The organism is Streptomyces sp. BK79 (assembly GCF_044142145.1).
Taxonomy (GTDB): domain Bacteria; phylum Actinomycetota; class Actinomycetes; order Streptomycetales; family Streptomycetaceae; genus Streptomyces.
The window spans coordinates 271619-282696 of sequence record NZ_JBHVOC010000008.1 but is presented as its reverse complement, the minus strand read 5'-3'; the positions used below and the strand labels follow the sequence as shown (position 1 = coordinate 282696).

Genomic DNA, 11078 nt, shown 5'->3' with positions numbered 1-11078 from the left:
CTTTTCGGCCTGATTCCCTGTCGGCGGGATTTGTCGAGGCCTTCTGGCTTTCGCCCGTCGGCCTTTCGACATTCACTACGTTAGCGGATTCTTCCGTGGACTCATAATCGAGTCCCGCGAGTTCGAATTCGGGCATGCAGGCATGACGAATTCGTCCCCGCTGAGGGGAAGCCGTAGGTAGTGGGTTGGCCGCTTCCGGCTGCAGGCGAATGCCGTACCCGGGTCAAGCGGCTCGGGCTACATTACGCGTCCGCCGAGGCCGAGTCAACTCCGTCGTCGGCGCGGCACATGCGCCCGGTACGGGCTGACGGTCGGGTCGTCGGCGACCCAGTAACGCCAGGGATGGACGCCGCCCTCGCCGGCCACGCCGGTGCGCGGACCGTTGCTTACCTGGTCACGGGGCACCGGGGTACCGGTCAGCACCCGCAGAGGGGTGTCCTCGGTCGTGCACGCGTCCGTGCCGTTGAGGGCCCGGTCGACACCGAGGGCGGTGGCCAGGCGTGCCGGGCCTTTGGCCAGTTCCTTGTCGTTGCGGGCCGAAGGCCGACGGGTGCGGGCCAGCTCGGCGCCCTCGATGATCTCGCCCGCGCGGAGCAGTACGGCGCTCGCCCTGCCCTCGGGTCCGCACACCAGGTTCATGCAGAACCACATGCCGTAGGTGAAGTAGACGTACACGTGTCCGGGAGGACCGAACATCACGTCGTTGCGGGGGGTGCGACCGCGGTAGGCGTGGGAGCCGGGGTCGTTCTGACCGTCGTAGGCCTCCACCTCTGTCAGGCGGAGGGCGATCGGGCCGTCGGGGGTGCTGCGCACCAGGATCCGGCCCAGGAGGTCGGGGGCCACCTCGAGGATGGGGCGGTCGAAGAAATCCCTGGGGAGGGGCGTACGGTCGGGGCTCGCGATCATGCCGTCCGAGCGTAACGCAGGCGCCTCGCCGGATGCCGGGCGTGGAACCGGCCACGGCCGGATCGCGTTTAGAGGGATCAAGGGTTCACCCGAAGCCTGGAGCTGGAAGGAAGAGACATGCCGTTCAAGAAGCTGCTCGCGAGTCTGGGGGCCGGCGGTGCTTCCGTCGAGACCGTGCTGACCGAGGTCAACGTCGTGCCGGGCGGTGTGGTGCAGGGCGAGGTGCGGATCCAGGGCGGGTCGGTCGATCAGCAGATCGAGGCGCTGTCGGTGGGGCTCCAGGCCAAGGTCGAGGTGGAGAGCGGCGACCAGGAGTACAAGCAGGACATCGAGTTCACGAGGAGCCGGCTCGGCGGTGCCTTCGAGCTGAAGGCGAACGCGGTGCACGCCGTGCAGTTCGGGCTCGAGATCCCCTGGGAGACGCCGATCACGATGATCGACGGGCAGGCGCTGCGCGGGATGGACATCGGGGTCACCACGGAGCTGGAGATCGCGCGTGCCGTGGACTCCGGTGACCTGGACCCGATCAACGTGCACCCGCTGCCGGCGCAGAAGGCGATCCTGGACGCGTTCATCGGGCTCGGCTTCCGCTTCAAGAGCGCGGACATGGAGCGCGGACAGATTCGGGGCACGCGGCAGACGCTCCCCTTCTACCAGGAGATCGAGTTCCTCCCGCCGCAGCAGTACCGGGGGCTGAACCAGGTCGAGCTGAGCTTCGTGGCCGACGCGCAGGCGATGGACGTCGTGCTGGAGATGGACAAGAAGCCGGGGCTGTTCAGCGAGGGCAGCGACACGTTCCGCTCCTTCAAGGTGGGGCTGAACGACTACCAGGGGACCGACTGGACGGCGTACCTCAACCAGTGGCTGTCCGAGGTGGGCAGCAAGCGGAACTGGTTCTGAGGGTTCTAGGCTCGGAGATCACTGCACCGAACCATCAGGAGGTACCGAGGTGACCGAGCTCAAGCGGCGTCCGCTCCCCCATGACTTCCACCCGCCCGTGGCGGCGTTCACCGTCACGAGTGAGGACGTCCAGGAGGGCGGGACGCTCAAGGACGCTCAGGTCTACGCGGCCGGCAACACCTCGCCGCAGCTGCGGTGGGAGGGCTTCCCGGCCGAGACCAAGAGCTTCGCCGTGACGTGCTACGACCCGGACGCGCCGACGGGGAGCGGGTTCTGGCACTGGGTGGTGTTCGACATTCCGGCCTCGGTGACCGAGCTGCCCGCGGGTGCGGGCAGCGGCTCGTTCGCGGGGCTGCCGGAGGGCGCCGTCCAGGTGCGCAACGACTACGGCAGCAAGGACTTCGGCGGTGCCGCTCCGCCGGCCGGGGACGGGCCGCACCGGTACGTGTTCACGGTGTACGCCGTGGACCAGGAGAAGCTGGGACCGGACGCGGAGGCCACCCCGGCGTTCGTCGGCTTCAACCTGCGGTTCCACACCATCGCGCGGGCCCAGCTGATCGGTGAGTACGAGGTGCCCGCCGAGGGCTGAGCGTTCCGGGCGTTCATGGAACGTTTGCCCGCCCCTGGTCTTGGAATGGATCAGGGGCGGGCATTTTTGTTGCCGGGGGGTGGGGGAAGCGTCCCCCGCAGGAGCAGCAGATATTGCGTTGTCCATCTCGGCGTGCCCGGCCAGAGTTGATCCCAGCCCGCCAGGGGGTGGGCCGGTGCGCACGGGAGGTGGGCTGGTATGCGGGACACGCTGGTGCTGAACGCGAGCTTCGAGCCGCTGTCGACGGTGACGCTGAACCGAGCCGTCGTTCTGGTGCTCCAGGACAAGGCCGTCGTGGAACAGGCCCACCCCTCGCTGCGGATGCGCGGAGCCGCGCTCGACATACCGGCGCCCCGGGTGATCAGGCTGTGCCAGTACGTACGGGTGCCCTTCCGAAGACGGGCCCCGTGGTCGCGGCGGGGTGTGCTGGTCCGGGACCGGCACCGGTGCGCGTACTGCGGTCGGCGGGCGACGACCGTCGACCACGTGGTGCCGCGCTCGCACGGCGGGCAGGACACCTGGCTGAACACGGTGGCCTCGTGCGCCGAGGACAATCACCGCAAGGCGAACCGGACGCCGGAGCAGGCGGGTATGCCGTTGCTGCGGGAGCCGTTCGAGCCGACGCCCGCCGACGCGATGTTGCTGGCGCTGGCCAGGGACGACTTCGACGCGCTGCCGGAGTGGCTGGTGCTGGACGCGGCGTGAGGGTGCGCCGTAGGGGTTGATGTCCGTCGCTGACCGCGGGTGCGTCGTGGCTTGTCGCGCGGTCCCCCGCGCCCCTTCGGGCGCGGGGTGCCACCCGGCGTCCGCCGGTACGGGCTAGTCGATCGACGGCTTCTCGCGGCGTTCCTGGGGCGGGACGCTCGCGCCGCCGTTGCCGCTGCCCGAACCGCCGCCCATGCCGCCGAAGTTGCCCATGGCGCCGGACAGGCCCTTGAGGGCGTCGCCGATCTCGCTGGGGACGATCCAGAGCTTGTTGGCGTCGCCCTCGGCGATCTTCGGCAGCATCTGGAGGTACTGGTAGGACAGCAGCTTCTGGTCCGGATCGCCGGCGTGGATGGCCTCGAAGACCGTACGGACGGCCTGGGCCTCGCCCTCGGCGCGCAGGGCGGCGGCCTTGGCCTCACCTTCGGCGCGCAGGATCTGGGACTGCTTCTCACCCTCGGCGCGCAGGATCTCGGACTGCCGGACACCTTCGGCCTGGAGGATCGCGGCGCGCTTGTCGCGGTCGGCGCGCATCTGCTTCTCCATCGAGTCCTGGATGGAGGTGGGCGGTTCGATGGCCTTCAGCTCGACGCGGTTGACGCGGATGCCCCACTTGCCGGTGGCCTCGTCGAGGACGCCGCGCAGGGCCGCGTTGATCTCCTCGCGGGAGGTCAGGGTGCGTTCGAGGTCCATGCCGCCGATGATGTTGCGCAGGGTGGTGACGGTGAGCTGCTCGATGGCCTGGATGTAGCTGGCGACCTCGTAGGTCGCGGCGCGCGCGTCGGTCACCTGGTAGTAGATGACCGTGTCGATGTTGACGACCAGGTTGTCCTGGGTGATGACCGGCTGCGGCGGGAAGGGGACGACCTGTTCGCGCAGGTCGATGCGGTTGCGGATGGTGTCGATGAACGGGACGACGATGTTGAGGCCCGCGTTCAGTGTCCGCGTGTAGCGGCCGAAGCGCTCGACGATGGCGGCGCTGGCCTGCGGGATGACCTGGATGGTCTTGATCAGGGCGATGAAGACCAACACCACCAGGATGATCAAGACGATGATGACCGGTTCCATCGTGGTTGTCCGTCCCCTTCTCCGCCTCGGCGCTCTGGCAGATCCTGTTGGCCCCGACTACTGGCCCTGACTACGGCTGATCTTACGGCTGTTGAGGATCTTGCTGGTCGAGTCTGTCAGACCGTCGCGTGCCTCGGAGGGTGTTCGGTCCACTTGTGTCCGGTGAGGTCACATGATGATCGCCGTTGCCCCCTCGATGTCCACGACGTCCACTTCCTCGCCCGCCTCGTAGGTGCGTCCGGTGTCGAGCGCGCGCGCCGACCAGACCTCTCCGGCGAGCTTGATCCGGCCGCCGGAGCCGTCGACCCGTTCCAGTACGACGGCCTGTCTGCCCCTCAGGGCGTCTACGCCGGTGGCGAGTTGAGGTCGTTGGGCGCGGTGCCGGGCGGCCACCGGCCGTACGACGGCGATCAGCGCGACCGAGACGGCGACGAAGACGAGTACCTGGACGACGAGGTCCGCGCCGAAGCCGGAGGCGACGGCGGCGGCGACCGCGCCTACGGCGAGCATCCCGAACTCCGGCATCGCGGTCACGACGAGCGGGATTCCGAGCCCGGCCGCGGCGACGAGCCACCACACCCATGCGTCGATGTCGTTCACGTGGTCATGGTAGGTCCGGGTGACGTGCCGGGGACAGGGCGCACGGAGGGCGGGTCAGGACAGCGGGAGCCCCTGTGCGGTCCAGCGGTCGCCGACCTGCTCGACGACGAGCGGGAGTCCGAAGCAGAGGGACAGGTTGCGCGAGGTGAGTTCCAGCTCGAGCGGGCCCGCGGCCATGACCTTGCCCTGACGGATCATCAGGACGTGGGTGAAGCCCGGGGCGATCTCCTCGACGTGGTGGGTGACCATGATCATCGAGGGGGCGATCGGGTCGCGGGCGAGGCGGCCGAGGCGGCGGACGAGGTCCTCGCGGCCACCGAGGTCGAGGCCGGCGGCCGGCTCGTCCAGGAGCAGCAGTTCGGGGTCGGTCATCAGGGCGCGGGCGATCAGGGTGCGCTTGCGCTCGCCCTCGGAGAGGGTGCCGAACCTGCGCTCCAGGTACTCGGTCATGCCGAGGCGGTCCAGGAAGGCGCGGGCGCGCTGCTCGTCGATGTCCTCGTACTCCTCCTGCCAGCCGGCCGTCATGCCGTAGGCGGCGGTCAGCACGGTCTGCAGGACGGTCTGGCTCTTGGGCAGCTTGTCGGCCATGGCGATGCCGGCCATGCCGATGCGCGGGCGCAGCTCGAAGACGTCGGTGCCGGGCCTGCCGAGGGTCTCGCCGAGGATGGTGGCGGTGCCCTGGCTGGGGTAGAGGTAGCTGGACGCGACATTGAGGAGGGTGGTCTTGCCGGCGCCGTTGGGGCCCAGGATGACCCAGCGCTCGCCCTCCTTCACCGACCAGGAGACCTGGTCCACCAGAGCCCGGCCCTCACGGACCACGGATACGTCCTGAAGCTCCAGAACATCGCTCATGAGCGCGTTGTCTCCCCTTGCGTTGTGGCCGGTCTCGGCTGTCGCGTACGCCTGTGGCTCGGGCCGCCGCGCCGGTGGGCGCAGGCCCTCCAGGAAATCTACGCCACCGGTCGGCTTCGCCGTTCCATCGGTCCGGTCCTTAGGGTGGGGGCATGCTCTCGGAACCACGCGCAGGGCGCCTTGCCGCCTGGGGAAATGCCCTTATTGCCGGAATGGTCTCGCCGGACGACGCCGCGGTCGCGATTGTGGGCGATGACACGGTGCATCGGGTGGAGGGGCTGCCGGGTGAATCGTCGCCGGTCGGACTCACGCTGGCGCTGGGGCGGCTGCGGGCGCTCGGGGCGAGTGGGCTGCGGGTCGCGCTGCCCGCGCCGGGGCATCCGCTGGGGCTGAGCGGGCCGCCCGACTTCAATGCCCGGGCGCTGGAGGCCGAGGAGGCGGTGATCTGTCACGGTGCCGCGCTCGGGCTGGTGCCGGAGGTGCACGAGGCGGGGCCCGAGGGTGATGTGCATGTCGAGGTCGTCTGGCACTGCCTGCCGGTGCGGGAGGCGCCGCCGGCCGATGTGCCCTCGCTCGGGGAGGCGGAGCGGGAGCTGGCGGAGGCGTTGCGGGACGCGACTCAGGTGCTGACGCGGCTGGACGTCGCCGGGTCGGGGCCGGTGGCGGAGGCGGCGGTCGCGGCGTACCGGGCCCGGGCCGAGCGAGGGCGGGAGGTGCTGGCGCCGGGGTATCCGCCGCGGGCGGTGCGGGTGCTGGAGTTGGCGCAGCGGGTGGGGGCGTTGGTGTCGCTGGCGTACGAGAACGGGCACGGGGGTGCGGTGAGTGCCGCGGAGATGGCGGCTCGGGGGGATGCGTTGCGGCCGGTGGAGCGGACGGCTCGGCGGGCGCAGGTCGCGGCGTACAACTCCGTTGTGGAGGAGCGGGAGAGGGGGGTGCGGTGACGTCCCTTGGTTGGGCGGGGGGGCGTGTCTTGGTTGTGCGGTGACGTCTCTCGGTGGGGGTGACCGGCGTCGTGGTGGGTCGGGGGTGGGTCGGGTGGCCCGGCGCTGACGGGGTGCCTCCCCCACTCTCGGCTCCGCTCGAGCGGGAGGTGCCCCCACCGCCCACCCGTGCCGCCCCAGCGGCACGACTGCTCGCAGCTATGGGGAAAAAGGGGCGGCCTCCCGGGTGGGGCCGGGAGGCCGGGGTCCGCTCAGGGCTCGGTGGCCTGGGTCAGTGGTTGACGCCGAGGTTGCCGAACGCCGGGTTCAGGACGCCGATGACGTTGACGCTGTTGCCGACGGCGTTGACCGGGATGTGGATCGGCGCCTGGACGACGTTGCCGGAGGCGACGCCCGGGGAGCCGATGGCCTCGCCGTGGGCGGCGGAGCCGTCGGTGGCGGAAGCCATGCCCGCACCGGCGGCGATCAGCCCGCCGGCCATCATCGTCACGGCCGCTGCCTTCTTCAGGTTCTTCACTTACAAGCCCTCCTTGCGATCGCCGCGGCAGTCGCCGCGGCACGCACTGGAGAACGGCCGGACCCCTCGAAGGATGCGCCATATGGGGGACATTCCCACGACGGTATGAATCTCGGACTGGAGGGGAACCCTCCGGTGTGCCGTCGCGTAGAGGGTCAGCCGGCCGCTCCGTGGCGGACCGCCCACAGCGCGGCCTGGGTGCGGTCCGCCAGGTCGAGCTTCATCAGGATGTTCGAGACGTGGGTCTTCACCGTCTTCTCGGAGAGGACGAGGGCACGCGCGATCTCGCGGTTGGAGCGGCCGTCCGCTATGAGGGCCAGTACCTCTCGCTCCCGCTCGGTGAGGGAGCCCGCCCTGCCCTGGCCGGAGGTGCCCTCCTCCTGGGAGAGCAGCGCTCCGGCGACCTCGGGCTGGAGGAGGATGTGGCCGGCGTGGACGGCGCGGATGGCGCCCGCCAGCGCGTCGGGGTCGACGTCCTTGTAGACGTAACCGGCGGCGCCCGCCCGCAGGGCCGGGACCACGGTGCGCTGCTCGGTGAAGCTGGTGACGACCAGCACGCGCGCGCGGTTGTCCAGCTCGCGGAGCCTGCGGAGCGCGTCGACGCCGTCCATGCCCGGCATCTTGACGTCCATGAGGATCACGTCGGGTTTCAGTTCCTCGGCGCGGTCGACTCCCTCGGCCCCGTCCGCGGCCTCGCCCACCACCTCGATGTCGTCCTGCACCTCCAGGAAGGTGCGCAGGCCCCGGCGGACGACTTGGTGGTCGTCGACGAGGAGCACCTTGATCGCCTCAGCCACCGGGGACCTCCATCTCGATCGTGGTGCCCTTGCCGGGCGCCGATTCGACGGTCAGCGTGCCACCGGCGCCGCTCGCCCGGTCCCGCATGGAGACCAGGCCCAGGTGGCGTCCCGCGCGGCGCACCGTGCGCGGGTCGAAGCCGCTGCCGTCGTCGGTGACCCGGAGCACGGCTCCGGTGCCGCGCCGGTGCAGCGTCACGTCGACGCGTTCCGCCGCCGAGTGCCGCAGGGCGTTGTGCAGGGCTTCCTGGGCGACGCGCAGCATCGCTTCCTCCTGGGAGGCCGGCAGGGCCTTGACTCCGTGGCCGGCGAAGGTCACGCGCGCGCTGTGGGCGCGGTCGAGGACCTGGATCTGGGTACGGAGTGTGGCGACGAGACCGTCCTCGTCCAGGGCCGCGGGCCGCAGCTCGACGACGGCGGCGCGCAGCTCGTCGGCGGCCTCGGCGGCCAGCGCGGCGACCTGCTGCAGCTCGCCCTTGGCGCGCGCGGGGTCGCGGTCGACCAGGGTCGCGGCGGCCTGGGCGGTCAGGCGCAGGGAGAACAGCTTCTGGCTGACCGCGTCGTGCAGTTCGTGGGCGAGGCGGGAGCGCTCCTCGGCGATGGTCAGCTCCCGGCTGCGTTCGTAGAGGCGGGCGTTGGTGAGGGCGATGGCGGCGTGCTGGGCGAGGATGCCCAGCAGTTCCTCGTCGTCCTCGGTGAAGCCGCAGCGGCCGTCGGGCTTCTCGCAGTTCTTGTTGGCCAGGAACAGTGCGCCGATGACCTCGTCGCCGTCCCTGATCGGCAGGCCCAGGAAGTCGACCAGGTCGGGGTGGGCGGACGGCCAGCCCTCGAAGCGGGGGTCCTTGCGGACGTCGCCGAGGCGCTGGGGTGTGGCCTCGTGCAGCATCGCGGCGAGGATGCCGTGCTGGCGCGGCAGGGGGCCGATGGCCTTCCACTGCTCGTCGCTGACGCCGTCGACCACGAACTGGGCGAAGCCGCCGTGATCGTCGGGGACGCCGAGCGCGGCGTACTGCGCGTCGAGCAGCTCGCGGGCCGAGGCGACGATCGTCTTGAGGACGTCGCGCACCTCGAGGTGCCTGCTCATGGCCAGCAGCGCGGAACTGACCGCGGCGAGGCCGGACCGGGGGCCGTGACTCATGTCCTCACGGTACCGGCGGGGTGTGACGGCGGGATCGGACCTGTGACCGCCCGCGCCTAGGACGAAGGGCCTAGGCCCGAGGTCCCGCGGGTCGGTCCTAGGGCGAAGGGCCCCGGAGGGTTGCGGCCCGTGCCCGAGGCGCCCGCCCTGGGCCGGTTCCTACGTTGAGGACCACGCCGGGCCGATCAAGCGGGCCCGGGACGACGAGGGGACGTGTGCCATGCCGGTCGCGATCATCACGGGAGCTTCGAAGGGACTGGGCCGGGCGTTCGCCGAGGCCCTGGCGGAACGGGGCTGGGACCTGGTGCTCGACGCCAGGTCGCCGGATGTGCTCAAGCGGACCGCGGCGGCGCTGGAGGCGTACGGCACGCGCGTGACGGCACTGCCCGGCGACGTCACGGACGACGGGCACCGCGCGGCGCTGGTGTCGGCGGCGCGGCGGCTGGGCGGGGTGGACCTGCTGGTCAGCAACGCGAGCGCGCTGGGCGCCGAGCCGCTGGTGCGGCTGGCGGAGCTGCCGCTGGACGGGCTGCGGCGGGCGCTGGAGGTGAACGTCGTGGCCGCGCTTGGCCTGGTCCAGGAGGCGCTGCCGTTGCTGCGGGCGGCCCCGGCGGGGGCGGTGCTGACGGTCAGCTCGGACGCCGCGGCGGAGGCGTACGAGACCTGGGGCGGCTACGGGGCGTCGAAGGCGGCCCTGGACCAGCTGGCGGCGGTGCTGGGCGCCGAGGAGCCGGGGCTGCGGGTCTGGGCGGTCGACCCCGGGGACATGGCCACGGACCTGTACGCGGCGGCCGTACCGGATGACGACGATCCGCGGCCCGATCCGGCGAGTGTCGTTCCGGCGCTGCTCAGGCTCCTCGACGAGCGGCCGGCCGGGGGCCGCTACGGGGCCCCCGCGCTGCTGGAGGGACGGCGATGACGCTGGCCCTGCGGGTACCGGAGGAGCTGTCGGCCCGGGTGCCCGCCGAGCAGCGGGGTCCGGGGCTGGACCGGGACGGCGTACGGCTGCTGGTGTCGCGCGGGACGGAGGTGTCGCACCACGGGTTCCGGGAGCTGCCCGGGCTGCTGCGGGCCGGGGACCTGCTGGTCGTCAACACGTCGGCGACACTGGCCGCCGCCGTGGACGGGCGCGTCGGGCACGCGCGCGTGGTGGTGCACTTCTCCACGCGCGGGGACGACGGCCGATGGGCGGTGGAGCTGCGGGAGCCCGACGGGCGGGGCACCACGCGCGCGCGTGCGCGGGGAGAAGGACGACAGGGGGGTGAGGTTCCGCCTCCCGGAGAGGGTGGGGGGAGACGGCCGGGCGGGCCGCGGGGGACACGGGTGCGGTTGCCGGGCGGGGCTGAGCTGGTGCTGGAGGAGCCGCTGAGCGCGCGCGGGGAGCGGTTGTGGTGGGCGCGGGTGTCGGGGGCCGAGGTGTCGGCGCTGCTGCGGGAGCACGGGCGGCCCATCCGCTACGCGTACACGGAGCGGGATCAGCCGCTCTCCGCGTACCAGACGGTGTTCGCCCTGCCCTCGCAGGACGGGGCGGGCAGCGCGGAGATGCCGAGCGCGGCGCGGCCCTTCACGGCACGGCTGGTGACGGAGCTGGTGAGCCGGGGGGTGCGGTTCGCACCGGTCGTCCTGCACACGGGGGTGGCCTCGGCGGAGGCGCACGAGCCGCCGTACCCGGAGCGGTTCCGCGTGCCGGAGGCGTCGGCGCGGCTGATCAACGCCACGAGGGCGGGCGACGGACGTGTGGTCGCGGTCGGGACGACTGCCGTGCGGGCGGTGGAGTCGGCGGCCGGTGCGGACGGGGTGGTGCGGGCCCGGGCTGGGTGGACCGACCTGGTCGTGACCCCGGAGCGCGGGGTGCGGGTGGTGGACGGGCTGCTGACGGGGCTGCACGAGCCCGAGGCGTCGCATCTGCTGATGCTGGAGGCGGTGGCGGGGCGGGCGGCGATCGACCGCGGGTACGAGGCCGCGGTGCGGGAGCGCTACCTGTGGCACGAGTTCGGCGACGTCCATCTCCTCCTGCCGTAGGAGGGCCCGCGCAGCCCCTCACGTACTGCATTGCTCCAGCAAC

At 71.7% G+C, this 11078-nt stretch carries 13 protein-coding genes; 6 read left to right on the top strand and 7 right to left on the bottom strand.

Annotated features, from left to right (window positions below):
• Positions 1-264 precede the first annotated feature (264 nt).
• A complete protein-coding gene (locus tag ACFIF2_RS12940) occupies positions 265-906 on the bottom strand; it encodes a DNA-3-methyladenine glycosylase (RefSeq protein WP_395572739.1) in 642 nt (213 codons plus the stop codon).
• A gap of 117 nt (positions 907-1023) precedes the next feature.
• Between ACFIF2_RS12940 and ACFIF2_RS12935 the strand changes: the two genes are divergently transcribed.
• The 3 genes from ACFIF2_RS12935 (at position 1024) to ACFIF2_RS12925 (ending at position 3100) form a co-directional block, all read left to right on the top strand.
• Positions 1024-1806, top strand: a complete 783-nt coding sequence (locus ACFIF2_RS12935; protein WP_395572738.1) for a sporulation protein — start codon at positions 1024-1026, stop codon at positions 1804-1806.
• Positions 1807-1855: 49 nt separating this feature from the next.
• Positions 1856-2395 carry a YbhB/YbcL family Raf kinase inhibitor-like protein gene (locus tag ACFIF2_RS12930; RefSeq protein WP_395572737.1) on the top strand — a complete coding sequence of 180 codons (540 nt, stop codon included), beginning with the start codon at positions 1856-1858 and terminating at the stop codon, positions 2393-2395.
• A gap of 198 nt (positions 2396-2593) precedes the next feature.
• Entirely contained in the window at positions 2594-3100 is a 507-nt protein-coding gene (locus ACFIF2_RS12925; RefSeq protein WP_395572736.1) for an HNH endonuclease, read from the top strand.
• 114 nt (positions 3101-3214) lie between these two features.
• On the opposite strand, the gene ACFIF2_RS12920 is transcribed toward ACFIF2_RS12925, so the two are convergent.
• The 3 genes from ACFIF2_RS12920 to ACFIF2_RS12910 form a co-directional block, all read right to left on the bottom strand.
• A complete protein-coding gene (locus ACFIF2_RS12920) occupies positions 3215-4168 on the bottom strand; it encodes an SPFH domain-containing protein (RefSeq protein WP_395572735.1) in 954 nt (317 codons plus the stop codon).
• A gap of 168 nt (positions 4169-4336) precedes the next feature.
• Positions 4337-4768 (bottom strand): NfeD family protein, encoded by a 432-nt coding sequence (locus ACFIF2_RS12915; RefSeq protein WP_395572734.1) that lies wholly within the window; start codon positions 4766-4768, stop codon positions 4337-4339.
• A gap of 54 nt (positions 4769-4822) precedes the next feature.
• On the bottom strand, positions 4823-5620 hold the full coding sequence (locus ACFIF2_RS12910) for an ABC transporter ATP-binding protein (RefSeq protein WP_395572733.1): 798 nt from the start codon (positions 5618-5620) through the stop codon (positions 4823-4825).
• Positions 5621-5772: 152 nt separating this feature from the next.
• Between ACFIF2_RS12910 and ACFIF2_RS12905 the strand changes: the two genes are divergently transcribed.
• Positions 5773-6561 (top strand): hypothetical protein, encoded by a 789-nt coding sequence (locus ACFIF2_RS12905; protein WP_395572732.1) that lies wholly within the window; start codon positions 5773-5775, stop codon positions 6559-6561.
• A 271-nt stretch (positions 6562-6832) separates the two neighbouring features.
• Here the strand turns inward: ACFIF2_RS12905 and chpE are convergent, their stop codons facing one another.
• From chpE to ACFIF2_RS12890, 3 genes are all read right to left on the bottom strand, one after another.
• Positions 6833-7078 carry a chaplin ChpE gene (gene chpE, locus ACFIF2_RS12900; protein WP_395572731.1) on the bottom strand — a complete coding sequence of 82 codons (246 nt, stop codon included), beginning with the start codon at positions 7076-7078 and terminating at the stop codon, positions 6833-6835.
• Positions 7079-7233: 155 nt separating this feature from the next.
• Positions 7234-7875: a response regulator gene (locus tag ACFIF2_RS12895; RefSeq protein ID WP_395572730.1), complete on the bottom strand. Its 642-nt coding sequence runs from the start codon at positions 7873-7875 to the stop codon at positions 7234-7236.
• Entirely contained in the window at positions 7868-9013 is a 1146-nt protein-coding gene (locus ACFIF2_RS12890; RefSeq protein ID WP_395572729.1) for a GAF domain-containing sensor histidine kinase, read from the bottom strand. The genes ACFIF2_RS12895 and ACFIF2_RS12890 overlap by 8 nt, the downstream gene beginning before the upstream one ends.
• 220 nt (positions 9014-9233) lie before the next feature.
• Between ACFIF2_RS12890 and ACFIF2_RS12885 the strand changes: the two genes are divergently transcribed.
• On the top strand, positions 9234-9932 hold the full coding sequence (locus ACFIF2_RS12885) for an SDR family NAD(P)-dependent oxidoreductase (RefSeq protein WP_395572728.1): 699 nt from the start codon (positions 9234-9236) through the stop codon (positions 9930-9932).
• On the top strand, positions 9929-11035 hold the full coding sequence (locus tag ACFIF2_RS12880) for an S-adenosylmethionine:tRNA ribosyltransferase-isomerase (protein WP_395572727.1): 1107 nt from the start codon (positions 9929-9931) through the stop codon (positions 11033-11035). The genes ACFIF2_RS12885 and ACFIF2_RS12880 overlap by 4 nt, the downstream gene beginning before the upstream one ends.
• Positions 11036-11078 lie beyond the last annotated feature (43 nt).